The sequence below is a fragment of the Streptomyces sp. NPDC000134 genome, assembly GCF_042899225.1.
Lineage (GTDB): Bacteria > Actinomycetota > Actinomycetes > Streptomycetales > Streptomycetaceae > Streptomyces.
Map to the genome: position 1 here is coordinate 139,122 of NZ_JBIAZN010000006.1, position 25,299 is coordinate 164,420.

Annotated in this window: 23 protein-coding genes, 2 tRNA genes and 1 pseudogene; 16 read left to right on the forward strand and 10 right to left on the reverse strand. The window is 72.5% G+C overall.

Features of this window, described 5'->3' with window-relative positions:
• Window positions 1-30 precede the first annotated feature (30 nt).
• Both ACFY32_RS11280 and ACFY32_RS11285 read right to left on the reverse strand, forming a co-directional pair.
• The gene (locus ACFY32_RS11280; protein WP_359196587.1) at window positions 31-546 is read right to left on the reverse strand and encodes an NUDIX hydrolase; all 516 of its coding nucleotides are present in this window, start codon (window positions 544-546) and stop codon (window positions 31-33) included.
• Complete coding sequence (locus tag ACFY32_RS11285; protein WP_359196584.1) at window positions 543-1,979, reverse strand: zinc-dependent metalloprotease; 1,437 nt, start codon at window positions 1,977-1,979, stop codon at window positions 543-545. The genes ACFY32_RS11280 and ACFY32_RS11285 overlap by 4 nt, the downstream gene beginning before the upstream one ends.
• A gap of 193 nt (window positions 1,980-2,172) precedes the next feature.
• Here ACFY32_RS11285 and ACFY32_RS11290 point away from each other — a divergent pair, with 193 nt between their 5' ends.
• The 4 genes from ACFY32_RS11290 to ACFY32_RS11305 all read left to right on the forward strand — a co-directional run bounded on the left by ACFY32_RS11290 (window position 2,173) and on the right by ACFY32_RS11305 (window position 5,281).
• On the forward strand, window positions 2,173-3,285 hold the full coding sequence (locus tag ACFY32_RS11290; protein ID WP_359196581.1) for an SDR family oxidoreductase: 1,113 nt from the start codon (window positions 2,173-2,175) through the stop codon (window positions 3,283-3,285).
• A 98-nt stretch (window positions 3,286-3,383) separates the two neighbouring features.
• The gene (locus ACFY32_RS11295; protein ID WP_359196578.1) at window positions 3,384-3,845 is read left to right on the forward strand and encodes a molybdenum cofactor biosynthesis protein MoaE; all 462 of its coding nucleotides are present in this window, start codon (window positions 3,384-3,386) and stop codon (window positions 3,843-3,845) included.
• 118 nt (window positions 3,846-3,963) lie between these two features.
• Window positions 3,964-4,128 (forward strand): hypothetical protein, encoded by a 165-nt coding sequence (locus tag ACFY32_RS11300; protein WP_359196575.1) that lies wholly within the window; start codon window positions 3,964-3,966, stop codon window positions 4,126-4,128.
• A gap of 58 nt (window positions 4,129-4,186) precedes the next feature.
• A complete protein-coding gene (locus ACFY32_RS11305) occupies window positions 4,187-5,281 on the forward strand; it encodes a PDZ domain-containing protein (protein WP_359196572.1) in 1,095 nt (364 codons plus the stop codon).
• 9 nt (window positions 5,282-5,290) lie between these two features.
• Here ACFY32_RS11305 and ACFY32_RS11310 read toward each other — a convergent pair whose 3' ends face one another.
• A complete protein-coding gene (locus ACFY32_RS11310; RefSeq protein WP_359196569.1) occupies window positions 5,291-5,833 on the reverse strand; it encodes a PPA1309 family protein in 543 nt (180 codons plus the stop codon).
• A gap of 165 nt (window positions 5,834-5,998) precedes the next feature.
• Between ACFY32_RS11310 and ACFY32_RS11315 the strand changes: the two genes are divergently transcribed.
• From ACFY32_RS11315 to ACFY32_RS11330, 4 genes are all read left to right on the forward strand, one after another.
• On the forward strand, window positions 5,999-8,950 hold the full coding sequence (locus ACFY32_RS11315; protein WP_359196924.1) for a UPF0182 family protein: 2,952 nt from the start codon (window positions 5,999-6,001) through the stop codon (window positions 8,948-8,950).
• Between the two features lie 53 nt (window positions 8,951-9,003).
• Window positions 9,004-9,077 (forward strand) — tRNA-Met (locus ACFY32_RS11320).
• Window positions 9,078-9,285: 208 nt separating this feature from the next.
• Window positions 9,286-11,100, forward strand: a complete 1,815-nt coding sequence (locus tag ACFY32_RS11325; protein WP_359196566.1) for a tetratricopeptide repeat protein — start codon at window positions 9,286-9,288, stop codon at window positions 11,098-11,100.
• Between the two features lie 87 nt (window positions 11,101-11,187).
• Window positions 11,188-11,261 (forward strand) — tRNA-Met (locus ACFY32_RS11330).
• Between the two features lie 135 nt (window positions 11,262-11,396).
• Here the strand turns inward: ACFY32_RS11330 and ACFY32_RS11335 are convergent.
• Window positions 11,397-11,813 (reverse strand): Fur family transcriptional regulator, encoded by a 417-nt coding sequence (locus ACFY32_RS11335; protein ID WP_359196563.1) that lies wholly within the window; start codon window positions 11,811-11,813, stop codon window positions 11,397-11,399.
• 146 nt (window positions 11,814-11,959) lie between these two features.
• On the opposite strand from ACFY32_RS11335, the gene ACFY32_RS11340 reads away from it, so the two are divergent.
• On the forward strand, window positions 11,960-13,411 hold the full coding sequence (locus ACFY32_RS11340) for a catalase (RefSeq protein WP_359196560.1): 1,452 nt from the start codon (window positions 11,960-11,962) through the stop codon (window positions 13,409-13,411).
• Between the two features lie 79 nt (window positions 13,412-13,490).
• Here ACFY32_RS11340 and ACFY32_RS11345 read toward each other — a convergent pair whose 3' ends face one another.
• Together ACFY32_RS11345 and hisN are read right to left on the reverse strand one after the other, a co-directional pair.
• On the reverse strand, window positions 13,491-13,895 hold the full coding sequence (locus ACFY32_RS11345) for a CBS domain-containing protein (protein WP_359196557.1): 405 nt from the start codon (window positions 13,893-13,895) through the stop codon (window positions 13,491-13,493).
• A gap of 123 nt (window positions 13,896-14,018) precedes the next feature.
• A complete protein-coding gene (gene hisN, locus ACFY32_RS11350; RefSeq protein WP_359196554.1) occupies window positions 14,019-14,819 on the reverse strand; it encodes a histidinol-phosphatase in 801 nt (266 codons plus the stop codon).
• A 403-nt stretch (window positions 14,820-15,222) separates the two neighbouring features.
• On the opposite strand from hisN, the gene ACFY32_RS11355 reads away from it, so the two are divergent.
• Entirely contained in the window at window positions 15,223-15,831 is a 609-nt protein-coding gene (locus ACFY32_RS11355; protein ID WP_390673986.1) for a TetR/AcrR family transcriptional regulator, read from the forward strand.
• 12 nt (window positions 15,832-15,843) lie between these two features.
• On the opposite strand, the gene ACFY32_RS11360 is transcribed toward ACFY32_RS11355, so the two are convergent.
• The 4 genes from ACFY32_RS11360 to ACFY32_RS11375 form a co-directional block, all read right to left on the reverse strand.
• Window positions 15,844-16,167: a DMT family transporter gene (locus tag ACFY32_RS11360; protein WP_390673987.1), complete on the reverse strand. Its 324-nt coding sequence runs from the start codon at window positions 16,165-16,167 to the stop codon at window positions 15,844-15,846.
• A 110-nt stretch (window positions 16,168-16,277) separates the two neighbouring features.
• On the reverse strand, window positions 16,278-17,291 hold the full coding sequence (rsgA, locus tag ACFY32_RS11365) for a ribosome small subunit-dependent GTPase A (protein ID WP_359196547.1): 1,014 nt from the start codon (window positions 17,289-17,291) through the stop codon (window positions 16,278-16,280).
• Window positions 17,292-17,301: 10 nt separating this feature from the next.
• Window positions 17,302-18,618, reverse strand: coding sequence for a 3-phosphoshikimate 1-carboxyvinyltransferase (aroA, locus tag ACFY32_RS11370; RefSeq protein ID WP_359196544.1), 1,317 nt, complete (start codon window positions 18,616-18,618; stop codon window positions 17,302-17,304).
• Between the two features lie 134 nt (window positions 18,619-18,752).
• The gene (locus ACFY32_RS11375; protein ID WP_359196541.1) at window positions 18,753-19,475 is read right to left on the reverse strand and encodes a M50 family metallopeptidase; all 723 of its coding nucleotides are present in this window, start codon (window positions 19,473-19,475) and stop codon (window positions 18,753-18,755) included.
• A gap of 103 nt (window positions 19,476-19,578) precedes the next feature.
• On the opposite strand from ACFY32_RS11375, the gene ACFY32_RS11380 reads away from it, so the two are divergent.
• The 6 genes and pseudogenes from ACFY32_RS11380 to ACFY32_RS11405 all read left to right on the forward strand — a co-directional run bounded on the left by ACFY32_RS11380 (window position 19,579) and on the right by ACFY32_RS11405 (window position 25,222).
• Entirely contained in the window at window positions 19,579-20,394 is an 816-nt protein-coding gene (locus ACFY32_RS11380) for an SOS response-associated peptidase (RefSeq protein WP_359196538.1), read from the forward strand.
• 1 nt (window position 20,395) lies between these two features.
• Window positions 20,396-21,034 (forward strand): alpha/beta family hydrolase, encoded by a 639-nt coding sequence (locus ACFY32_RS11385; protein WP_359196535.1) that lies wholly within the window; start codon window positions 20,396-20,398, stop codon window positions 21,032-21,034.
• 257 nt (window positions 21,035-21,291) lie between these two features.
• Complete coding sequence (sigR, locus tag ACFY32_RS11390; protein ID WP_359196921.1) at window positions 21,292-21,978, forward strand: RNA polymerase sigma factor SigR; 687 nt, start codon at window positions 21,292-21,294, stop codon at window positions 21,976-21,978.
• Window positions 21,975-22,286 (forward strand): mycothiol system anti-sigma-R factor, encoded by a 312-nt coding sequence (gene rsrA, locus ACFY32_RS11395; protein WP_359196532.1) that lies wholly within the window; start codon window positions 21,975-21,977, stop codon window positions 22,284-22,286. The genes sigR and rsrA overlap by 4 nt, the downstream gene beginning before the upstream one ends.
• Window positions 22,287-22,397: 111 nt before the next feature.
• Window positions 22,398-23,612 (forward strand): annotated as a pseudogene (locus ACFY32_RS11400) (HD-GYP domain-containing protein); the annotation flags it as partial.
• A gap of 416 nt (window positions 23,613-24,028) precedes the next feature.
• Window positions 24,029-25,222, forward strand: coding sequence for a metal-dependent phosphohydrolase (locus ACFY32_RS11405; RefSeq protein WP_390674055.1), 1,194 nt, complete (start codon window positions 24,029-24,031; stop codon window positions 25,220-25,222).
• Window positions 25,223-25,299: the final 77 nt, after the last annotated feature.

Here is a 25,299-nt window from a genome sequence, read left to right on the forward strand (position 1 = left end):
CCTTACCGGTCGCCTCTCGTCGGTGCCCGGTCAGAGCCTCGCCCGGGTGGCCGCCACCAGCCGTACGACCGACTCGTCGGCCACCTCCGCGACCTCGTCGTAACCGAACCAGCGCAGGTCCAGGGACTCGTCGCTGATCGCCTCGACGGCCCCCGGCGGGGCCAGGGCCGCGTACTGCACGTCCAGGTGCCACGCGCAGGGCGTGTGGTGCCGGTCCAGTCGCACCGGGCCGCCGGGGAGCAGGGTCAGGCCGGCGACGCCGGACTCCTCGGTGCCCTCGCGCAGCGCGGACGCCGCCAGGGTGGCGTCCTCCGGCTCGCAGTGGCCGCCCATCTGGAGCCACATGCGCAGCTTGCGGTGCAGGGTCAGCAGCACCCGCTCCCCGGCGGGGTCGACCACCAGGGCGCTCGCCGTGATGTGGCCGTCCCCGCACGCCTTCCACAGGCCGTCCGGGCGGGCGGCCAGATGGTCGAGGTAGACCTGGCGCAGCTCGTCCTGGCCCTCGTAGCCCTTGAGCACGAGGACCGCGTCGTCATGGAGACTCACTCGCTGCCGTCGCCCTCGTCCTTCTGGTCCCGCTGGTCCTTCTGGTCCCGCTTGCCCAGGTCCGGCTTGCCGGCGGCCTCGCCGAGCATCTTGTCCAGCTCGGAGAAGTCGAGCTGCTCGCGGTGGACGAAGCCGTCCGGGTCGTCCAGGTCGGTGGCGGTCGGCAGCATGTCCGGGTGGGCCCACAGGCCGTCCCGGCCGTCGACGCCGCGTGCGTCCGTCAGGGACGCCCACAGCCGGGAGGCGTCGCGCAGGCGGCGCGGGCGCAGCTCCAGGCCGATCAGCGTGGCGAAGGTCTGCTCCGCGGGCCCACCGGAGGCGCGGCGGCGGCGCAGCGTCTCGCGGAGCGCGTCGGCGGAGGACAGCCGCGGCTTGGCGGCGGCGTGCACCACCGCGTCCACCCAGCCCTCGACGAGCGCCAGGGCCGTCTCCAGACGGGCCAGGGCCGCCTTCTGCTCCGGGGTGTCCTCCGGCTGGAACATGCCCTGCTGGAGGGCCTCCTGCATCTGCTCGGGGTTCTGCGGGTCGAACTGGCCGACCACGTCCTCCAGCTTGGCCGTGTCGACCTTGATGCCGCGGGCGTAGCCGTCGACCGCGCCGAACAGGTGCGAGCGCAGCCACGGCACGTGCGCGAAGAGACGCTGGTGGGCGGCCTCGCGCAGCGCGATGTAGAGCCGCACCTCCTCCTGGGGGACGCCCAGGTCCTTGCCGAACCGCTCGATGTTCGCCGGCAGCAGGGCGGCCTTGCCGGCCGGGCCCAGCGGCAGGCCGATGTCGGACGAGCCGACGACCTCCCCGGCGAGCACGCCGACGGCCTGCCCGATCTGGGTGCCGAACATGGCGCCGCCCATGGAGCGCATCATGCCGATCAGCGGGCCGGCCATGGCCTGCATCTCCTCCGGCAGGACGTCACCCATGGCGGTACCGACCCGCTCGGCGACCGGGTCGACCAGCTCCTGCCAGGCGGGCAGCGTCGCCTCGACCCACTCCGCGCGGCTCCAGGCCACCGCGGAGCCCGCACCGGACGGCAGCGCGGTCGCGTCGTCGAGCCACAGGTCGGCGAGGCGCACGGCCTCCTGGACGGCGCTGCGCTCGGCGGGACCGACGCTGGCGTCCTTGGTGCCGTCCGGCGCGCCCTGGGCGACCGTCTGGCGGGCGATCTGCTTGGCCATGTCCCAGTTCACCGGGCCGCCCTCGTAGGAGAGCATCTGGCCGAGCTGCTGGAACGCGGCGCCCAGGTCGGTGGGGTTCAACGAACCGAACATGGCAGCGAACGGATTGTCCGCACCGGGGCCACCAAGGCCTCCGGCTCCGAAACCGAACGGGTTGGCCGGTCCCTGACCACCGCCGCTCTGCTGGTCCTTCTTCTTGCCCTCGTCGCCGTCGTCCGGCTCCTCCGGCGGAAGGCCGAATCCGAATGGGGTGTCACTCACGGGGTTCCTCGGCTGGTAGGGCCGCCGGTTCTCTCCGGCGGCACGGCTGCCCGACATTCACCACCCAGCGTAGACACCCGCGGCGGATCGGGCCTCGGTGCTTCGCCGACTGACGGCCTGCGGCAGGATGGATGCCACCTGGTACGTACGCGTCACTCGCGACCGTACTGAAGACAACCGCTGGAGACGCCCGGTGAGTTCCCCGAATCCGCAGGTTCGCGCAGCGCGAAACCAGTCAACCAGTGCCGTGGCACGCGGACCCGTCGTCGCGGTGACCGGCGCCGCGTCCGGCGTCGGCGCGCTGCTCACCGCGAAGCTGGCCGCGTCGGACGAGGTCAAGCGGGTCCTCGCGATCGACGAGCGGCGCGGCGAGTGCGCGACGGCCCAGTGGCACGTCCTGGACGTACGCGATCCGGCCATCGCCGACAAGCTGCGCGGCGCGGACGTGGTGGTGCACCTCGCCCTGGACCTCGACCTGGAGACCGACGCCGCCGCCCGGACGGCCTACAACGTCCGGGGCACGCAGACCGTGCTGACCGCCGCCGCGGCCGCCGGGGTGCGCCGGGTCGTGCTCTGCACGTCCGCGATGGTCTACGGCGCGCTCCCGGACAACGAGCTGCCGCTGTCGGAGGACGCCGAGCTGCGCGCCACCGCCGAGGCCACCGGCGTGGGCGACCTGCTGGAGATCGAGCGGCTGGCCCGGCGAGCACCCCGCGCGCACCCCGGGCTCAACGTCACCGTGGTCCGCCCGGCCGTCCTGGTCGGCGGCACCGACACCGCCCTGACCAGGTACTTCGAGTCGCCCCGGCTGCTGGTCGTGGCCGGGTCGCGGCCCGCCTGGCAGTTCTGCCACGTCGAGGACCTGTGCACCGCCCTGGAGTACGCGGCCCTGGAGAAGGTCGACGGCGAGCTGGCCGTCGGCTGCGACGGATGGCTGGAGCAGGAGGAGGTCGAGGAGCTGAGCGGCATCCGGCGCATGGAGCTGCCCTCGGCGGTCGCGCTCGGCGCGGCGGCCCGGCTGCACCGCATCGGCCTGACGCCCTCCCCGGCCGGGGACCTCGCCTACACGATGTACCCCTGGGTGGTCAGCGGCAGCCAACTGCACGACGCCGGGTGGCGGCCGAAGTACACCAACGAGGAGGTGCTCGCCGAACTCCTGGAGGAGGTCTCCGGCCGGCACACCGTCGTCGGACGGCGGCTCGGCCGCAAGGACGCCACCGCGGCCGGAGCCGCGGGCGCGACGGTGGCGCTGCTGGGCGCCGCCGCGGTGGTCCGGCGGGCCCGCAAGGCCCGGCGGCGCATCTGAGGCGGCCGGCGCCCGTAGGAGGCTCCGAGGCGGCACACGCGCGTACCGGTCGATCACGCCATTGACGCGATGTCCGTGCCGTGGGGCACGATGGGCGCATGGCAGCCATGAACGAGCACCCCGGCGAGCGCGCCGCGCAGGACCCGGTCAAGCTGATCGCGATCCGGGACACACCGCTCTCCGTGGACGAGGTCTTCGGGGCCGTCGGTGACACCTCCGCCGGCGGGACCGCCCTGTTCGTGGGCACCGTCCGGGACCACGACGGGGGCACGGACGTCGACCGGCTCGGCTACTCCTGCCACCCCAGCGCCGAGGCCGAGATGCGGCGGATCGCCGAGAAGGTCGCCGCGGAGTACCCGGTGCGCGCGCTGGCCGCCGTGCACCGCGTGGGAGACCTCCGGGTGGGTGACCTCGCCGTCGTCGTGGCCGTGTCCTGCCCGCACCGGGGCGAGGCGTTCGACGCCTGCCGCCGGCTGATCGACGACCTCAAGCACGAGGTGCCCATCTGGAAGCACCAGACCTTCGCGGACGGCACGGAGGAGTGGGTGGGCGCCTGTTGAGGGCCGCTCGGGCGCCGTCCGGTTGCGTAACCGTCACCCCGGCGTGAGCGTTGTCACTGCGGATGGTTAATCTGTTGATCAGTCGGACGCGGACGCTCATCGGGGTTGGGAGGTCGGCATGGCGGCGCTCGCCTGGTTGCTGATCCCGCTGTTGGCCGGGATCGTCGCGGGCCTGTGGGGCGGTTGGGCCAACCGGAGCCGCAAGATACGCGGCGACGGCTCCGAACTCGACGGGTACGCCAAGTTCCGCGAGGCCATGGAGAAGTCCCGCTCCGGCACCTGAGCGACGGGCCCCGGCGCCCTGACGGAGCGCTGACAGACACGTCCCGTACTGTCGTGCCATGCCACGCCGCACCGCGACGATGCTCGCCTCCACCCTGATGCTGATCGCGCTCCTGTGCGCGGGAGTGTTCATCCCCGTGCCGTACGCGGAGATGTCCCCGGGGCCGACGGTGAACACGCTGGGGGAGCACGACGGCGAGCCGGTACTCCAGATCACCGGACACAAGACGTACGAGGCGAGCGGCCACCTCAACATGACCACCGTCCGCGTGACCAGCGCCGACTTCAAGATGAACCTGGTCGAGGCGGTCTACGGCTGGCTGGCCCACGACAACAAGGTCGTGCCGCACGACACGCTCTACCCGGACGGCAAGACCGAGGAGCAGTCCACGCAGGAGAACGCCGAGGAGTTCAGCCAGTCCCAGGAGAGCGCCAAGGTCGCCGCCCTGAAGGCCCTGGACATCCCGGTGCAGTCGTGGGTGGTCGTCTCCACCGTCGTGAAGGACTCCCCGGCCGAGGGCGAACTGCACGCCGGAGACGTGATCAAGGCCGTCGACGGTACGGCGGTCAAGCAGCCCGGGGACGTCGTCGAACTGGTGACCAAGCACAAGCCCGGCCAGGAGGTCGTGTTCACGGTGGTGCCCGCCAAGGAGCAGGCCGCCGCCGAGAAGGAGCACCGCGCGGCGACCGTCACCGAGAAGGTCACCATCACCACGGCCGTCTCCCACGACACCGGCGAGAAGCGCGCCATCGTCGGGATCTCCGCCGCGACCGACCACACCTTCCCGTTCGACATCGACATCAAGCTCGCCGACGTCGGCGGGCCGAGCGCGGGCCTGATGTTCGCGCTCGGCATCTACGACAAGCTGACGCCCGGCGACCTGACCGGCGGCGAGTTCGTCGCCGGCACCGGCACCATCGACGACGCCGGCCAGGTCGGTCCGATCGGCGGCATCGAGATGAAGACCGTCGGCGCCCGCAGCAAGGGCGCCCGGTACTTCCTGACGCCCGCCGACAACTGCGCCGCCGCCGCCAAGGACACCCCCGACGGCCTCACCCTGGTCAAGGTGGACAGCATCGGCGACGCCCTCGGCGCGCTCAAGGACATCCGCTCCGGGGACACCGCCGACCTGCCGTCCTGCTCCGCCAAGTGAGGCGCGGGGCTACTCGGCGAACGTCGCCGCCAGCGCCTCGGCCAGCCCCGGCACCAGATCGGAGCCGGTGAGGACCTCCGTCGGAGTGTCCTTCTCGCGCAGCCGCAGCGCCGACTCGCGGGCCCCGTCGCGCAGCACGGCCACCGTCATGCGGACCTCCTGGCGCTCCGGGTGGTCCGCCACCCACTTCGCCAGCTCGGCCTCGCCCAGGCCCTGCGGCACCTGCGTCTCGGCGGACGGCGGCAGCATCAGCCGCTCCACCGAGAGCGCGCAGCCGGCCACCGCGTCGGGCCAGGCGATGGTGCCCAGGAACTCGTCCAGCGGCCGGTCCGTTGGCACTTCGTCCTGCTCGATCGGTGTGAGGCCGGCCGACTCGCCCTCGTCGGCCAGCCCGAGCCGGTCGGCGAGCGTGGGCTGTTCGGCCTGGAGTCGTGCGGTGTCTACGAGGGCGAAAAGGCGTGCGGGCTGGTCCCAGCCGAGGCCGGAGACGTACTCGTCGATCTCGAGTACGGCCCGGGTGAGCGGGCTCGCTGCCATGGGGGTGTTGGACATGGTCACAATCCTGCCTCGTTCGGGGCCGGAATCGGGAACCGAGTAAACGATGAGTAAGTTGCTTAAGTGTGGGCCCACGAGCACGGGGGCGCACGGCGGGCCCTTGAACCCTAGGGCCTGACGGAATCGACAGCGAACTTCGAGGTGCGCACCTTGGCTTTCCAGATGCCGGACCGCGGCGGAGGCCCGACGGGGCCACGGATCAGAGTGGGACGCCCGTCCCGGCGGGTCCGGACCCTGCTGATGACACTGGGCGTGCTGGCCGTCCTGGCCATGGCGTTCACCATGTTCGCGGGATTCTGGACGGACTGGCTGTGGTACCGGTCGGTCCATTACTCGTCGGTGTTCACGACCACGCTGTGGACCAAGATCGGTCTGTTCTTCGTCTTCGGGCTGCTGATGGCGCTGGCCGTCGGGTTCAACATCTGGCTGGCCCACCGGCTGCGCCCCCCGCTGAGCGCCATGTCGATGGAGCAGCAGAACCTCGACCGCTACCGGATGGGCATCGCGCCCTACAAGAAGTGGCTGCTGCTCGGCATCACCGCCCTGGTCGGCCTGATCGCCGGCGCCTCCGCCGCCGGCCAGTGGCGGACCTGGCTGATGTGGGTCAACGGCGTGCCGTTCGGCCAGAAGGACCCCCAGTTCAAGCTGGACGTCGCCTTCTACGCCTTCGACCTGCCGTGGTACCGGTTCCTGCTCGGCTTCGGCTTCGCCGCCGTGATCCTCTCCGTGATCGCCGCCTCGCTCACGCACTACCTGTACGGCGGGCTGCGCGTCACCAGCCCCGGCGCCCGCGCCACCGCCGCCGCCACCGGCCATCTGTCGGTGCTGCTCGGGGTCTTCGTCACGTTCAAGGCGGTCGCCTACTGGCTCGACCGGTACGGACTGGCGGTGAAGTCCAGCGACTTCAAGGCGACGGACAACTGGACCGGCCTGCGGTACGTCGACGCCAACGCCTACCTGCCCGCCAAGACGATCCTGTTCTGCATCGCGGTCATCTGCGCGCTGCTGTTCTTCGCCACCATCTGGCGGCGCACCTGGCAGTTGCCCGTCATCGGCTTCGGCCTGATGGTGCTCTCCGCCATCCTGATCGGCGGCCTCTACCCGGCGATCGTGCAGAAGTTCCAGGTCCAGCCCAACGAGCAGGCCAAGGAAGCGCCGTACGTCGAGAAGAACCTCAAGGCCACCCGCGACGCCTACGGCATCGACGGCACCCAGGTCACCGACTACGACGGCAAGAGCAAGACCGAGGACCTGACGAAGCTGCGCGAGGACGTCGACGCGGCCGCCAGCATCCGCATCATGGACCCGAACATCGTCTCGCCGACGTTCCAGCAGCTCCAGCAGATGCGGAAGTACTACGCCTTCCCCAACAACCTGGACGTCGACCGCTACAACAAGGACGGCCAGGACCAGGACACGGTCATCGGCCTGCGCGAGCTGAACCTGGCGGGCGTCGACAAGCAGAACTGGATCAACAACCACTTCCGCTACACCCACGGTTACGGCGTGGTCGCCGCCAAGGGCACCGAGGTCGACTCCGAGGGACGCCCGGTCTTCACCGAGTCCAACCTGCCCTCCGAGGGCGAGCTGCCCCGGTACGAGCAGCGGATCTACTACGGCGAGAAGACCACCACCTACTCGATCGTCGGCGGTCCCCAGAAGGAGATCGACTACTCCGACGACAGCGGTGAGAAGACCACCAGCTACAAGGGCGACGGCGGGGTCAACCTCTCCAACCCGGTCAACCGGGCCGCGTACGCGGTGGCGTTCAACGAGCCGCAGATCCTCTACTCCGGGGCCATCGGCGACGGTTCGCGCATCCTCTACAACCGCACGCCCAAGGACCGCGTCGAGGCGGTCGCCCCGTGGCTGACCATCGACGGCGACGCCTACCCGGCCGTCGTCAACGGCCGCATCCAGTGGATCGTGGACGCGTACACCACCACCAACGGCTATCCGTACGCCTCCCGGACCACGCTCGGCGACACCACGGCCGACTCGCTCACCGCGGCCAACGACAACCGCGCGGTGGTGGCCCAGCAGAACCAGGTCAACTACATCCGCAACTCGGTGAAGGCGACCGTCGACGCGTACACCGGCGACGTCAAGCTCTACCAGTGGGACACCGAGGACCCGGTCCTGAAGACCTGGATGAAGGCGTTCCCCGACACGGTGCAGCCCAAGTCGGCGATCTCCGGCGACCTGATGGCCCACCTCCGCTACCCGCAGGACCTGTTCAAGGTCCAGCGCGAGCTGCTCACCCGCTACCACGTCGACGACGCGGACACGTTCCTCAGCGGCAGCGAGGTGTGGCAGGTCCCGGAGGACCCGACCAACAAGTCGGGCAACGCGGTGCCGCCGTACTACCTGAGCATGAAGATGCCCGACCAGCAGCAGCAGTCGTTCTCGCTGACGACGACGTTCACGCCCAACGGGCGGGACAACCTCAGCGCGTTCATGGCGGTCGACGCGGAGGCGGGCACCAGCGGCTACGGCAAGATCAGAATCCTGAAACTGCCGACCAGCACGACCGTCGACGGACCCAAACAGGTCCAGAGCCAGTTCAACTCCGAACAGGACATCGCCGAGTCCATCAGGCTGCTCAGAGGCGGCGACTCGGAGGTCGAGTACGGCAACCTGCTCACCGTGCCGCTCGACGGCGGACTGCTCTACGTGGAACCGGTCTACGTCCGCGGCGGCGGCCTGAAGTACCCGCTGCTGCGCAAGGTACTGGTGACCTACGGCGGCCAGACGGCCTTCGAGGACACGCTGGACGAGGCCCTGAACAAGGTCTTCGGCGCCGAGGGGGCGACGCCCGAGCCGCCGGACCAGGGCGACGACGGCACCGAGCCACCGCCGACCTCCAGCGACCCGACGGTCCAGGACGCGCTGAACGACGCCCAGGAAGCCTTCGAGGCCGGCCAGAAGGCCCTGAAGGAGAACGACTGGACGGCGTACGGCGAGGCCCAGAAGGACCTGGAGGAAGCGCTGCAACGGGCGGAGGACGCCCAGGCGAAGGCCGACCGCGCCGCTGCGGACAAGAGCGGCGGGAAGAACGGCGACCAGGGCGCGGACGGGGCGAGCCCGAGTCCGAAGCCCAGCTCCAGCGGCTGAACCGGCTGGTCAAGTGCCCCTCCCGCGCCGTGATACGGTAGTGAACACAACGGCGCGGGGTGGAGCAGCTCGGTAGCTCGCTGGGCTCATAACCCAGAGGTCGCAGGTTCAAATCCTGTCCCCGCTACTGAAAACGAAGGCCCGGATTCCGAAAGGGAATCCGGGCCTTCGTGATGTGCGAACGCATATGCCGGCCCGGTTCTCCGGCCGTGCCGCCGACGGGAGTTGGGCGATCTGTGTTTGACTTGTCTCTCTGTGGGCATGTCGACAAAACGCTGAAGTGACCTCACTGACTGCGGTATACCAGGTGTACCCAGGCTGCAGGTGGTGCGACGATGGACGTTATGGGGGACAAGGCAACTCTGTACGAGACAGGGCGTTTTGCGCAGCCTGCCCGTTCCGCCGAGGCCGGGGACGAGGCCGACGCGGTCGCGGACGAGGCGGCCGAGGAAGTACGCCGGCGGCTGGCCGCCGAAGCTGGCGACGTCGAGGCGATGAGTGTCCTCGGGTCCATGCTGCTGCGCCGCGGTGATCTCGACGGAGCCGAGCCCCATCTGCGCGCCGCCACCGCCGCGGGCGACCGCGCCGCCGCCAACAACCTGGGTGTCCTGCTGCACCAGCGCGGCTACGCCGACGAGGCCGCCGGCTGGTGGCGGATCGCGGCCGTCGCCGGTTCCGCCGCCGCGGCCCACGCGCTCGGACGGCACTTCCGCGAACGCGGCGACGAGCCCGCCGCCGAGTACTGGCTGCGCCAGTCCGCCGAACAGGGCCACCCCCTGGGCGCGTACGCCCTCGCCGACCTGCTGGAGCACCGCGGCGACGGCACGGCCGGGCGCTGGATGCGCGCGGCGGCCGAGCGCGGGCACCGGGAGGCCGCGTACCGGCTGGCCAGAGCACTGGACAGCCGCGCCGGGACGCAGACCGGCGCGGACGCCGAGTCCGCGACGCATGAGGCCGAGCAGTGGTACCGGCAGGCCGCCGCACGCGGCCACCGCCGGGCCGCGCTGCACCTCGGGGCGATCCTGGAGAACCGCGGCGAGCTGAAGGAGGCGGGGCGCTGGTACCTGACCTCCGCCAAGGACGGCGAGACCCGCGCCGCCTGTGCGCTGGGCTTCCTGCTGCGCGACGCCGGGGACACCGAGAGCGCCGCCGTGTGGTGGCTGCGCGCCGCCCAGGAGGGCGACGGCAACGCGGCCAACGCGCTGGGCGCGCTGCACGCCGAGCGCGGCGAGACCCAGACCGCCGAGCGCTGGTACCGGGCGGCGATGGACGCGGGCGACGACAACGGCGCGTACAACCTCGGGCTGCTCTGCGCCGAGCAGGGCCGCACCGCGCAGGCCGAGCAGTGGTACCGGCGCGCGGCCTACGCCGGGCACCGCGAGGCCGCCAACGCGCTGGCGATCCTGCTGCTCCAGGGCGGCGACCGCACCGGCGCCGAGCCCTGGTTCTCCAAGGCCGCCGAGGCGGGCAGCGTCGACGCCGCCTTCAACCTCGGCATCCTGCACGCCGGGCGCGGCGAGGACGCGGCGGCGCTGCGCTGGTACGAGCGGGCCGCCGCCGCCGGGCACACCGAGGCGGCGCTCCAGGTCGGGATGGCACGGCTGCGCGACGGCGACGAGCCGGAGGCCGAGCGGTATCTGCGCTGCGCGGCCGGGGGCGGCAGCCCGGAGGCCGCGTACCGGCTGGCCACCCTGCTCGACGCGCGCCGGCCGCCGGCGCCCGCGCACGAGCTGGGCGAGCCGGCGCACGAGAAGACCGAGTGCGAGGAGTGGTACGAGCGGGCGGCCTGCCAGGGCCACCGGCGCGCCCAGGTCCGGGTCGGGATGCTCGCCGCCGCGCGGGGCGACGTCGTGGAGGCCGCCCGCTGGTACCGGGCGGCGGCCGAGGCCGGGTCCCGCAACGGCGCGTTCAACCTGGGGCTGCTGCTCGCCCGGGAGGGCAGCGAGCCCGAGGCCGCCGTGTGGTGGACCCGCGCCGCCGACGCCGGGCACGGCCGGGCGGCGCTCCGGCTCGCCCTGGTCTGCGCGCGCCGGGGCGAACTCGCCGAGGGGCAGCACTGGGCCGACCGGGCCGCCTCCCTGGGACCCGCCGAGGTGGCCGGCCGGGCCGCCAGGCTCCGGGACGCCCTGCGCGAGGAGCTGTCGGCGTGACCGGCGGCCAGGGACGTGGGCGGGAAGAGGTCCGCGGTAAGCGATTTGCCTCCGCCCGCATCCTTGACGTAATGTTGCATTCATCGCCGCGGGGTGGAGCAGCTCGGTAGCTCGCTGGGCTCATAACCCAGAGGTCGCAGGTTCAAATCCTGTCCCCGCTACTGAAGGCCGAGGGCCGGAATCCGAAAGGGTTCCGGCCCTCGGTGCGTTGCGCCCGCGATCCGTACGCGACAAGCCCCCGGCGTGCGCGGACACCGGGGGCTTGCGGGACGACTTCTGGCGGAGCGGGGGCGGTACTACGCCGCCGCGCAGTTCGGGCAGACGCCGCGGTAGGTGACCTCGACGTCCGAGACCGTGAAGCCGAAGCGCTCCGAGTCGGGGAGGTCGGCCAGCGGATTGCCGCTCGGGTGGACGTCCCGGATCGCCCCGCACCGCGCGCAGACCAGGTGGTGGTGCGGACGGTGGGCGTTGGGGTCGTACCGCTTGGCGCGCTTGTCCGTCGCGACTTCCAGGACCTCGCCGAGGGTGACCAGCTCGCCCAGCGTGTTGTAGACGGTCGCTCTGGAGATCTCCGGGAGCTTGGCGACGGCTCGGGCGTGCACCTCGTCGGCCGTCAGATGGACGTGTTCACCGTCCAGGACCTCGGCCACGACGCGCCGCTGAGCGGTCATGCGCCATCCGCGTCCACGCAGCCGTTCCAGTAGGTCACTCATGAAGTCCAGCCTAACAGGAAGGGGGACCGAGTCCCGAACAGGTGTGACTTTGGAGTCTTACTTGACTTAGACATTGTCCATTGTAGGATCGAGCCTGGCATTAGCCAAGCGACAGGTTTTGCAAGGAATGGCGCAGGAGGCCCACGTTGACTCAGGGACCGCTCACTACGGAGGCCGGTGCTCCGGTAGCCGACAACCAGAACAGTGAGACCGCGGGCGTCGGTGGCCCCGTGCTCGTCCAGGACCAGCTTCTTCTGGAGAAGCTGGCCCACTTCAACCGTGAGCGCATCCCGGAGCGTGTCGTGCACGCCCGTGGGGCCGGGGCCTACGGCACCTTCACGGTCACCGCCGATGTCACCGGGTACACCCGCGCCAAGTTCCTCTCCGAGGTCGGCAAGGAGACGGAGGTCTTCCTCCGCTTCTCGACCGTGGCCGGCAACCTGGGCGCCGCGGACGCCGTCCGCGACCCGCGCGGCTTCGCGGTGAAGTTCTACACCGAGGAGGGCAACTACGACCTCGTCGGCAACAACACCCCGGTGTTCTTCATCAAGGACGCCATCAAGTTCCCCGACTTCATCCACACCCAGAAGCGCGACCCGTACACGGGCAGCCAGGAGGCGGACAACGTCTGGGACTTCTGGAGCCTGTCGCCCGAGTCCACGCACCAGGTGACCTGGCTGCACGGCGACCGCGGCATCCCCGCCTCGTACCGCCACATGGACGGCTTCGGCTCGCACACCTTCCAGTGGAACAACGAGGCCGGCGAGGCGTTCTGGGTCAAGTACCACTTCAAGACGGACCAGGGCATCAAGAACCTGACCGCCGAGGAGGCCGAGGTCCTCGCGGGCAAGGACCCCGACTCCCACCAGCGCGACCTGCGCGAGGCCATCGAGCGCGGCGACTTCCCGTCCTGGACGGTCGGCGTGCAGATCATGCCGGTGGCCGAGGCGGCGACCTACCGCTTCAACCCGTTCGACCTGACCAAGGTGTGGCCGCACGCGGACTACCCGATCGTCTGGTTCGGCAAGCTGGAGCTCAACCGCAACCCGGAGAACATCTTCGCCGAGGTCGAGCAGTCGATCTTCTCCCCGGCGCACTTCGTGCCCGGCATCGGCCCGTCCCCGGACAAGATGCTCCAGGGCCGCCTCTTCGCGTACGGCGACGCCCACCGCTACCGCGTCGGCATCAACGCCGACCACCTGCCGGTGAACCGTCCGCACGCCACCGAGGCGCGCACCCACGCCCGTGACGGCTACCTGTACGACGGCCGCCACAAGGGCGCGAAGAACTACGAGCCGAACAGCTTCGGCGGCCCGTTCCAGACGGACCGCGCGCTGTGGCAGCCGGTCGCGGTCACCGGTGTCACCGGCGAGACCGAGGCCCCGGTGCACGCCGAGGACAACGACTTCGTGCAGGCCGGCAACCTCTACCGCCTGATGACGGAGGAGGAGAAGGAGCGCCTGGTCGCCAACCTGGCGGGCGGCATCTCCAAGGTCTCGCGCGAGGACATCGTCGAGCGCGCGATCAACAACTTCCGCCAGGCGGACGTCGACTTCGGCAAGCGGCTGGAGGCCGCGGTCCAGGCCCTGCGCGGCTGACAACCAGCACTGGATCGCTTGTCGTAGCGGCGGGCCGGGCTCCTCGTTCACCCGAGGGGCCCGGCCCGTTCCGTTCTTCTCAGACGGGCAGGACGGGCAGCACGGGTACGCGGGCCGGGGCCCAGCAGCGGATGATGTCGCGGACCGAGACGATGCCGGCCGGCTCGCCGCCGTCCAGGACGATGAGGTGGCGGAAACCGCCGTGCGCCATCGCCCGCGCCGCCTCCTCCAGGGTCCAGGCCGGGGTGGCGAAGACGACGTCGCCGGTGGTGTGGGCGTGGGTGCGCTCGGCGTCCGGGTCCTGGCCGCGGCCGACGGATTCCAGGACGTCGCGTTCGGTGAGGATGCCGATGCCGCCGGCGTCGGGGTCGTAGACGACCGCCGCGCCGACCCGGCGCGCGGCCATCAGGGAGGCCGCCTGGCGGAGGGTGTGGTCGGGGCCGATGGTCAGGACGACCGTGGTCATGGCGTCGCGGACGAGCATGGCAGTGCCACCTCCTGGTGATCCATGCGGTAGTTCATGGATTCACAAGTTCACAAGTGGGGGGACTCCCAGGGTGGCAGGCAAAGAGGGGGGTCAACAAGAGGGCGGCCGGCAACGGCGGGGTCAATACCGCTGGTTGAGGTAGCCCAGCAGTTCGTCGTGGAGAAGTCCGTTCGACGCGGCCGCGTTGCCGCTGTGCGGGCCGGGGCGGCCGTCGAGGCCGGTGAAGGTGCCGCCGGCCTCCGTGACGACGATCGCGTTGGCCGCCATGTCCCACAGGGACAGCTCCGGTTCGGCGCACAGGTCGACCGAGCCCTCGGCGACCATCATGTACGGCCAGAAGTCGCCGTACGCCCGCGTGCGCCAGACCTCGCGGGTGAGGTCCAGGAAGCCGTCCAGGCGGCCCTGTTCCTCCCAGCCGGTGAGCGAGGAGTACGCGAAGGAGGCGTCGGAGATCCGCGAGACGCGGGAGACGTGCAGGCGGGAGGCCGAGGTCAGGCTGCGTCCGGAGAAGGCGCCGTTGCCCTTGGCGGCCCACCAGCGGCGGCCCAGGGCGGGGGCGGAGACCACGCCGACGACGGGCTGGTAGCCGCCCTCGCCGGCCTCCATCAGGGCGATCAGGGTGGCCCAGACGGGGACGCCGCGGACGTAGTTCTTGGTGCCGTCGATCGGGTCGACGATCCAGCGGCGGGGGCCGGTGCCCTCGATGCCGTACTCCTCGCCGAGGACGGCGTCGCGGGGGCGGGCGCGGGCGAGGTGTCCGCGGATGAGTTCCTCGGCGGCCTTGTCGGCCTCGCTCACGGGGGTGAGGTCCGGCTTGGTCTCGACCTTGAGGTCGAGGGCCTTGAAGCGGTCCATCGTCGCGGCGTCGGCGGCGTCCGCGAGGACGTGGGCGAGGCGGAGGTCGTCGAGGTAGTCGGGCATGTACGTCACCGTATCGGCCGGGTGGTGGAACGGGCCAGCAGGGCTGTAGCCGGGCGGGGCGCCGCGCAACCCGGCGTGGCGGGGTGCGGTTTGCCCCTGTCGGCTGCCTGGTCGGTGGGCGGTGCGGGTCGGTGACGCCGGGGCACGGGCGCTGCCGCAACCCGGCGTTGCGGGGTGCCGCCCGCGCCCACCCGTGCCGCCCCAGCGGCACGACTGCCCGCAGACGGCGGCGGCCGTCGGCTGACCGCAGACGGGGGCGGCACGCTGACCGCAGACGGGGGCGGCGCGGCTGCCCGCAGACGGGGCGGCGTGGCGGTCCGAAGGTGGTGGTGTGGCGGGTATTGACAGGGTCGGAAGGCGCGTCAAATCTGTGGCGCAGAGTTGCTCCCCGAGGGAGGCGATGATGCCTGCAGCGCGGGAATCCCTGCTCGACGCCGCGTACACGGCACTGGCCCGGCGGCCGTGGTCGGCGGTGCGGATGGTGGACGTCGCCGCGTCCGCCGGGGTGTCCCGGCAGACGCTCTACAACGAGTTCGGCAGCAAGGAGGGCCTCGCCCGCGCCCTCGTCCGCAGGGAGGCGGACGCCTACCTCGCCGGCGTCGAACGCGTCCTGGCCGGCGCCGGGGACCCCCGGGAGCGGCTCACCGCGACCGCCGAGTGGACCGCGTCGGCCGCCCACGAGAACGTGCTGGTCCGCGCCATGCTCACGGGCTGCTGGGGCGCCCGGCTGCCCGCGCCGGCGCTCACCGCGGTGCCGTCCTCCGCCGCGGTCCCGGCGCAGCGCCGGGCGGACGGCCCGCTGCCCGGACCCGGCGAGTTCGTGGCCCTGGTCCGCGACCGCGCCGTGGCGGCGCTCGCCGTGCCCGGCGCGGTGCGGGCGGACGCCGCCGACCTGGCCCGCTCCTGCGAACTCGCCGTCCGCCTCGCCCTGTCCTGCGTCACCGCGCCGCCGGGCGAGGGCGGGGTCGCCGACCTCGTACGGTACGCGCTGGCGCGGCAGTCGGCGCCGTAGCCGGCGCGGGGGTCAGTGCGTGGAGCCGGAGAGCTGGAGGCCGATCACGCCGAGGATGACCAGACTGATCGAGACGATCTTCAGCGTGGAGACCAGGTCGTCGAGGAAGATCATGCCGTAGACGGCGGTGCCGGCCGCGCCGATCCCGGTCCACACCGCGTACGCGGGGCCCACGTCGAGCTTCTTCAGGGAGAGGGTCAGCAGACCGAAGCTGCCCAGCGCGAACGCGGCGAACGCGATCGTCGGCCACAGCCGGGTGAAGCCGTGCGACAGCTTCAGACACACCGCGAAGCCGGTCTCCAGCACCCCGGCCACTATCACCAGCAGCCACGCCATCCGTCGTCCTCCCGTAGTCCCAGGTACCGTGACCGCTTTGCTCGGGCTTGAATCCGGCTTGGTGCGATTATGCACTTACCGGCCCCCCGACAGGCCCAACAACGCGAAGGTCAGTCGCCTTCCTTCGCTTCCCGGGTGGCCAGCAGCCGGCGCAGCGAGTACAGCCGCGCCGGGTCGGCGTGCCCCTCGGCGACCCAGGCGTCCAGCGCGCAGTCGGGCTCGTCGTGGCTGCAGGCGCGCGGGCAGTTCGCCGTACCGGGTACGAGGTCGGGGAAGGCGTGGATGACCCGGGACGGGTCGATGTGGGCCAGCCCGAACGACCGCACGCCCGGGGTGTCGACGACCCAGCCGCCGATGTCGGAGGAGAGCGGCAGCGCGAGTGCGGAGGTGGTGGTGTGCCGGCCGCGGCCGGTCACCGCGTTGACATGGCCCGTGATGCGCCGCAGTTCCTCCGGGACCAGAGCGTTGACCAGGGTGGTCTTGCCGACGCCGGAGTGGCCGACGAAGGCGGTGATCTTGCCGTCGAGGTGCTCGCGTACGCGGCCGGCGGCGTCGCCGGTCTCCAGTTCCGCGCGGCTGGTGACGACGTAGGGGATGTCCAGGTCGCCGTACAGATCCAGGAGTTGGTCCGGCGGGGCGAGGTCGGACTTGGTCATCACCAGCAGCGGGGTGAGGCCGCCGTCGAAGGCGGCGACCAGGCAGCGGTCGATGAGCCGGGGGCGCGGCTCGGGGTCGGCGAGGGCGGTGACGATGGCCAGTTGGTCGGCGTTGGCGACGACGACGCGCTCGTAGGGATCGTCGTCGTCGGCGGTGCGGCGCAGGACCGAGGTGCGCTTCTCGATCCGGACGATCCGGGCCAGGGTGTCCTTCTTGCCGGTCAGGTCGCCGACGAGGGCGACCCGGTCGCCGACGACCGCGGCCTTGCGGCCCAGTTCGCGGGCCTTCATCGCGGTGATCTCGCGGCCGTCGACCAGGCAGGTCAGCCGGCCCCGGTCGACGGTGAGGACCATGCCCTCGGCGGCGTCCTCGTGCTTGGGGCGGATATTGGTCCGGGGCCGGGTGTTGCGGCGGCCCGGACGGGTGCGGATGTCGTCCTCGTCGGTGTGCTTGCCGTAGCGGCGCATGGCGGAACCCCTAAGCCCCGAGCATCCCGGCCCACAGCTCGGGGAAGTCCGGCAAGGTCTTCGCCGTGGTCGCCACGTTCTCGATCTGTACGCCCTCGACGGCGAGGCCGATGACCGCGCCGGCCGTGGCCATGCGGTGGTCGTCGTAGGTGTGGAAGACGCCGCCGTGCAGGCGCCGGGGGCGGATGTGCAGGCCGTCGGCGGTCTCGGTGACGTCACCGCCGAGTTCGTTGATCTCCTTGGTGAGCGCGGCCAGCCGGTCCGTCTCGTGCAGCCGGAGGTGGGCGACGCCGCGCAGGGTGGAGGGGGAGTCCGCGAGGGCGGCGACCGCGGCGATGCCGGGCGTCAGCTCGCCGACCTCGGAGAGGTCCACGTCGATGCCGTGCACCGCGCCGGAGCCGGTGAACACCAGCCCGTAGTCGGTCAGTTCGCAGGAACCACCCATCTCGGTGAAGATCTCGCGCAGCTTGTCACCGGGCTGGGTGGTGCGGGCCGGCCAGTCCGGGATCAGCACCTTGCCGCCGGTGACCAGGGCCGCCGCCAGGAACGGCTGGGCGTTGGAGAGGTCCGGCTCGACCGTCAGGTCCCGGCCGAGCAGGGCGCCCGGCGTCACCCGCCACACGTTGGGCTCGCCGCCCGACTCGGGGGTGTCGACCTGGGCGCCGACCGCGCGGAGCATGTCGACGGTCATCCGGATGTGCGGCATCGACGGCAGCGTGGCGCCGGTGTGCCGGACCTCGACGCCCTGGTTGAAACGCGGGCCGGACAGCAGCAGTGCGGAGACGAACTGGGAGGACGAGGAGGCGTCGATCTCGACCGGGCCGCCGTCCAGGGCGCCGCTGCCGTGCACGGTCAGCGGCAGCGCGCCGCGGCCGTCGTCGTCGATCCGGGCGCCCAGGACGCGCAGCGCGTCGATCACGCCGTGCAGCGGGCGCTCGTAGGAGCGCGGGTCGCCGTCGAAGCGGACGGGGCCGTCGGCGAGGGTGGCGACGGGGGGCAGGAAGCGCATCACCGTGCCGGCGTTGCCGACGTCGACCGTGGCCGGGCCGTGCAGGCCGGCCGGGATCACCCGCCAGAACTCCCCGGTGCCGTCCGGGCCGACGCCCTCCTCGATCCCCACGCCAAGCGCCCGCAGCGCGCCGGCCATCAGCAGGGTGTCGCGGGAGCGCAGCGGGCGGCGCAGCCAGCCGGGCGCGGAGGCGAGGGCGGCCAGCACCAGGGCCCGGTTGGTGACCGATTTCGATCCGGGCACGTGGACCGTCGCGTCGACGGCTCCGCTCGCGTGCGGGGCGGGCCAGAGGGCGGTGTGTGCGGGGTTCACGGTCATGGGCCCCACTTTAGTGGCTGAGGTCGATCGGAAATCTTGATCAAAAATGGCGAAACCGGACCGAAACAACACCTTGGTATGTGCTGCGCATATATGCGGTGGCGCTTGGAGTGGTGATGTGCCACATGTCCCGTTCACACCTGGAGCAGCCAGCGCCCACCACCGATCAGCGAGCACAGCGAGACCGCGTGGAAGAGGAAGAACCACACCCCCGCCGGCGCGTGCGTCAGCCGCGCCAGTTGGTCCGCGTCCGAGTCGCCGGCCCCGCCCCGGGCCCGCTTCGCCTGGAGTTCGAACGCCGGGCGCACCCCGCCCAGCAGCAGGAACCACACCGCCGCGTACGCGAACGCCGCCTGCACCTGGGCCCCCGCGAACCAGGAGACCAGCACGAACGTGCCGCCGGTCAGGAACACGGTCAGCGCCCCGTACGCGTTGCGGATCATCACCAGCAGGGCCAGCAGCAGCGCGGTCGCCAGCCACAGCAGCAGCGTGATCCGCCCGGTCGCCAGCAGCGCCGCGCCGCCGAGGCCCAGCAGCGGGGGAGCGGTGTAGCCGGCGACGGCGGTGAGGATCATGCCCAGGCCGTGCGGCTTGCCCCGGCTGACGGTCAGGCCGCTGGTGTCCGAGTGCAGGGTGATGCCGGTCAGCGTGCGCCCGGTGACCAGCGCCACCAGCCCGTGGCCGCCCTCGTGGGCGATGGTGATGGCGTTGCGCGCTATCCGCCACGGCGGTCGCGGCACCACCACCGCGAGCGCGGCGACCAGGGTGGCGACCACCACCCACAGGTCGGGGTCGGGCTGGGTGCCGGAGATCTCGTCCCAGAGCGAGCTGAGCGAGGCGGAGGCGAGGCGGTCCATGGTCGGTGCGGGCTCCTCGTTGACGCGGTCGAAGGGAGTGGCGCGAGGCGGCCCGTCGAGGGGTGGTGGCCGGGAGACGGGCGGGCCTGGCAGTGTGGCACGTATGTGCGGACGGTATGCGGCGAGTCGACGACCCGAGGATCTCGCGGGAATCTTCGAGATCGAGAAGTGGGAGCCGGAGGAGACCCTGGAGCCCGACTACAACGTGGCCCCCACCAAGGAGGTGTACGCCGTCCTGGACCGTCCTCTCAAGGACGCCGCCGGCCCGGAGCCGGTTCGCCAACTGCGGAAGCTGAAGTGGGGCCTGGTCCCGTCCTGGTCCAAGACGCCCGAGGGCGCCGCCCGGATGATCAACGCCCGCGCGGAGACCGTGCACGAGAAGCCCTCCTTCCGCCGCCCCTTCACCGCCCGGCGCTGCCTGCTGCCCGCCGACGGCTACTACGAGTGGGTCACCGGCAGGCAGGAGCGGGACCTGGAGGTCGAGGGCCGCAAGAAGAGGCCCCGCAAGCAGCCGTACTTCGTCACACCGGCCGACGGCTCGGTGTTCGCGATGGCCGGGCTGTACGAGTTCTGGCGGGACCGGACGCTGCCCGAAGACCACCCGCTGGCCTGGTGGGCGACCTGCTCGGTGATCACCACGGAGGCCGAGACGACGCCGCTGGCGGCGGCGCCCGAGGACGGCCCCCGCTCACTGGCCGAGATCCACCCCCGGATGCCCCTGATGCTCACCCCGGACCGCTGGGACGCCTGGCTCGACCCGGCCCGCACCGACCCGGACGACCTGCGCCCGCTGCTCGCCCCGCCGCCCGCCGGGCTGATGCGCGCCTACCCGGTCACCACCGCCGTCAGCAACGTCCGCAACAACGGCCCGGAGCTGCTCGAGGAGCTGGAGGGCCCGGTGGAGGGCACACTCTTCTGACGTGAGCACAGAGACCACCGAGACCGTCGGGACCGAGGCCGGCCCCGCCCGTGTCACCTGGTACCGGGCCGGCCGCGCCCGGTACGTCCTGGCCCTGGGCCACGGCGCCGGCGGCGGCGTCGAGGCCCGCGACCTCCAGGCGCTGGCCCGCGCCCTGCCCGCCCACGGCGTCACCGTCGCCCTCGTCGAGCAGCCCTGGCGGGTGGCCGGCAAGAAGCTCGCGCCCGCGCCCAAGACCCTGGACGCCGGATGGCGGGGCGTCTGGCCCGCGCTGGCCGCCCCCGGCCTGCCGGTCATCTCCGGCGGACGCAGCGCCGGTGCCCGGGTGGCCTGCCGCACCGCCGCCGAGCTGGGCGCCCGTGCCGTCCTCGCCCTCAGCTTCCCGCTGCACCCGCCGGGCCGGCCCGAGAAGTCCCGCGCCGCCGAGCTGCTCGGCACCGGCGTCCCCACCCTCGTCGTCCAGGGCGGCAACGACCCCTTCGGCCGCCCCGGGGAGTTCCCCGCGGGCCCCCACCGCCTGGTCGAGGTGGCCCACGGCGACCACGGCTTCGCCGTCCCCAAGCGCGCCCCCGTCGGCCAGGACGAGGCCCTCGCGGTGCTGACCGGCGCGGTCGCCGGGTGGGCCGGGTCACTGGAGTGAACTCCAGGGAATGACCGGCGCCCGGCCGCTGTTGTGCGGTTCGTACGTGCTGGGGCCCCAGTACCGAAGCCGTAGGGAAGGAAGTCCGCCGCATGGGTTCCACCTTCTGCCCGAGCCGAAGCAGCCGCCCCGACCTGGAGTGGACGGTGCTGCACGCGGCGAAGACCACCCCTATTGGGGCGGCGGGCGGACCGGGAAGTCGTCTATCCTCCGATTCGAGTGGGGCCGGGTTCGGTCCCATGACGGCTTTGGAGGAGGTGGGTCCGGTCACCGGTACCGACGCAGGGACCGAAAACGGCCAGGCGGAGCAGCCCGAGGGCCCGGTCGGCACGGGCGCGGAATCGACGGCGGAGCGCAGCGCGCGCTTCGAGCGGGACGCGCTCGAGTTCCTCGACCAGATGTACTCGGCCGCGCTGCGCATGACGCGCAACCCGGCCGACGCCGAGGACCTGGTGCAGGAGACGTACGCCAAGGCGTACGCGTCCTTCCACCAGTTCCGCGAGGGCACCAACCTCAAGGCGTGGCTCTACCGCATCCTCACCAACACCTTCATCAACTCGTACCGCAAGAAGCAGCGCGAACCCCAGCGCAGCGCGGCCGAGGAGATCGAGGACTGGCAGTTGGCGCGCGCCGAGTCGCACATGTCCACGGGCCTGCGCTCCGCGGAGTCCCAGGCGCTGGACCACCTGCCCGACTCGGACGTGAAGCAGGCCCTCCAGGCCATCCCCGAGGAATTCCGCATCGCCGTGTACCTGGCGGATGTCGAGGGCTTTGCCTACAAGGAGATCGCGGACATCATGGGGACACCCATCGGGACCGTGATGTCGCGGCTGCACCGTGGGCGCCGCCAACTGCGCGGCATGCTGGAGGACTACGCCCGCGACCGCGGTCTGGTCCCGGCCGGCGCCGGAGAGTCGAACGAAGCGAAAGGCTCGGGGTCATGAGCTGCGGAGAGCCGCACGAGACGGATTGCAGCGAGATCCTCGGTCATCTCTACGAGTTCCTCGACCGGGAGATGCCCGACGCGGAGTGCTCGAAGTTCGAGACGCACTTCGAGGAGTGCTCGCCGTGCCTGGAGAAGTACGGCCTGGAGCAGGCCGTGAAGAAGCTGGTCAAGCGGTGCTGCGGCCAGGACGACGTGCCCGGTGACCTGCGCTCCAAGGTGATGGGGCGGATCGAGCTGATCCGTTCCGGGGAGGCCGTGCCCGACCACGACGTCACGGCCTCGCCCGGCACGCGCCAGGAAAGCTGACATCACCCGAACGTGCTAATGCGGGCCGTCCGCCCGCGCCTCCCCCGCGCACCGGCCTAGGCTCCGAAGCCGGACAGGTGGCCGGGGAGGGGGCTCATGGAGGCGATGCTCACCCTCTGGTGGGCGGTCGTGCTGCTGGCCGGGCTGTACGCCGGCGGCGAGCACGTCTCACGGTCGCGGTCCGTCGGGACCTGCTACCCCCTGCTGCTCGCCGGGGCCTTCCTGCTGCCGCCGCCCGCCGCCGCGCTCGTACCGCTGCCCGGGGCGTTCGTCGCCCCGGCCGGGTCACGGCCCTCCCCGCTGCGGCGGGGCCTGCGGGCCGTACAGCTCTCGCTCGCCGCCTGGGCCGCCGCCCGCGCCCACTGCGGCCTGGGCGGCCGGGCCGCGGTGGCCACCGGTGACTTCCCGTACGCGCTGCTGCCGGCCGGCGCCGGCGTGGCCGCGTTCTGCCTGGTGCTGACCGCGCTGGACGCGGGCGTCCTGCGGGCGGCCAGGGGGCGGCCCGCCACCGGCCCCGGACCCTGCCGGGTCTGGCGCGGGCTGTTCGCCCGGTCGCTCGCCCCGGTCGCCGTGCACGGACTCGCCGGGCTGATGATGGCCGTCCTGTGGCGCAGCCCCTACGGTCCCGTCGCCGCCCTGCTGGTGCTGCCGCCGATGTACGCCGCGTGGTGGGCGTTCGCCCAGTACCACCGGGAGCGGGCCGCGCACCAGGCGACCATCCGGGCGCTGGTGCAGGCCGTCGACATCAAGGACGGCTACACGCGCGGCCACAGCGAGCGGGTCGGCCACGCCTCGATGCTGATCGCCCGCGAACTCGGCATGGACGACGAACGCGTGGAGACCCTCCGCTTCGCCGGCATCCTGCACGACGTCGGCAAGCTCGGCGTCCCCACCCGGCTGCTGCGCAAGGACGGACCCCTCACCCCCGAGGAACGCCGGGTGATCGAACTGCACCCCGAGTACGGGCACGAGATGGTCCGCGGCATCCGGTTCCTCGGCGAGGCCCGAGCCGCCGTGCTCCACCACCACGAGCGCCTCGACGGCAGCGGCTACCCCTACGGGCTGGCCGGCTGCCAGATCCCGGAGTCCGCGCGGGTCGTCGCGGTCGCCGACGCCTTCGACGCGATGACGTCCACCCGCTCCTACCGCCGGGCCCGGCCCGTCGCCGCCGCGCTCGCCGAACTCCAGCGGTGCGCGGGCGCCCAGTTCGACCCGCGCATGGTCGGCGCGCTGGTCCGCGCGCTGGGCCGGTGCGGCTGGCACCCGGCGGTCACCGCCGACGCCCCGGCGCGGGGCCCCGGCACCCGCCGCCCCGCCGAGCCTGCCGACTCCGGGCAGCACGCCGACTGCGCCGACGGCGCCCACGGCGCTGACCGTGCCGACGGCGTTGCCCGTGCCGACGGCGTTGACGGCGCCGACCGCGCTGCCCGTGCCGACCGCGCTGACCGCGCCGACTGCGCTGACCGCGCTGACCGCGCTGACCGCGCTGACCGTGCCGACCGTGCCGACCGTGCTGACCGCGCTGACCGCGCTGACGGCGCCGACCGAGCTTCCCGCGCCGACCGAGCTGCCCGCGCTGACCGCGTCGACCCCGGCCACCGCGCCGAGCCGGGCCGCCGCGACCCCGCGGCAGGCCCCCGGGGCGGTGCCGGGCGGAGGGCGCGGTGACGACGGCGGCGGTGCCGGCCTCGCGGGTGCGGGCGCCGGGCGTCGTGCCGGCCGTCACGTACGGCTGTGCCGGGCTGGGCGGCCTGGTCTGCGTCGGCTCCGTGCTGCGCACCGGGCTCGCGGACCGTCCCGCCGTGCTCGCCCTCGGGGCGCTGGTCGTCCTCGGCGAGCTGCTGCGCCGCCCCGCCGCCGACGTCCGGGAAACCGCGCCGCTCGGTGCCGCCGGGGCACTGGCGTACGCGCTGCTCGGCGAGGTGGCCGGGCACCCCGCGCAGCACGGCGTCGCCCAGACCGTCGCCGTGGTGCTCGCGGCCACGCTGGCGGGCAGCGTCCCGCACATCGCACGCGGGCGGTGCGGCACCGCGGACCACCTGGCCCGGCGGGTGCTCACCGTCGGCTTCGCCGCCGTCTGCTTCCAGCCGCTCGCCCAGCAGGGCGTCGTGCACGCCTGGGCCGGGCCCGTGCACGCCCTGCTGCTGCTCGCGCTCTGCGCGCTGACCGCGCTGTGCGACGCCGTGCTCGCCGCGGCATCCGTGCACGTGCGCACCGACTGGCCGTTCGCACCGCTGCTCCGGGAGGAGCTGCGCGGCATGGTCGGCGTCACCTCCGCCGTCTGCGCGACCGGCGCGGTGATGGCGCTCGCGGTCGCCGTCGTCGGCCTGTGGGCGCTGCCCGTCTTCTCGGTGCCGCTGCTGCTCACCCAGCTCTCCCACCGCCGCTACGCCGCCGTCCGCGCCACCTACCGCCAGACCATCGCCTCCCTCGCCCGCGCCACCGAGATCGCGGGCTGCACCCCGCCCGGCCACGCCCACCGCGTCGCCGCCCTCGGCACCGCCGTCGGCCGCGACCTCGGGCTCACCGGGCGCGGGCTGGCCGTCCTGGAGTACGCGGCGCTGATGCACGACATCGGGCAGCTCAGCCTGGTCGACCCGGTCCCCGGCGGGGCCACCGCCGGGCTGCCCCCGGCCGAGCAGCGGCGGATCGCCCTGCTCGGCGGCGCCGTGGTCCGCCAGACCGGGGTGGACGCCGAGGTGGCGGTGGTGGTGGAGCGGCAGGCCGATCCCTGCCCGGAGCAGCCGCTGGCCGCGCGGATCGTCCGCGCCGTCAACGCCTACGACGAGAAGTCCCGGGACGCCGGCCCCGGCGGGGGTCTCGCGGCCCTGGAGCACCTGCGCCTGGCCACCGGCGGCGACTACGCTCCCGAGGTCGTGGAATCACTGGCCCGGGTACTCGCCCGAGGCTGCCTTAGCTCCCCCCCGGTTGGGTAACCCATGGGTAATGAGCGCCCTTCCGGCCGTACGTGGTTTGATGCGCAGGAGAGGGTGTCCGGGGGCGCGGGAAGGCA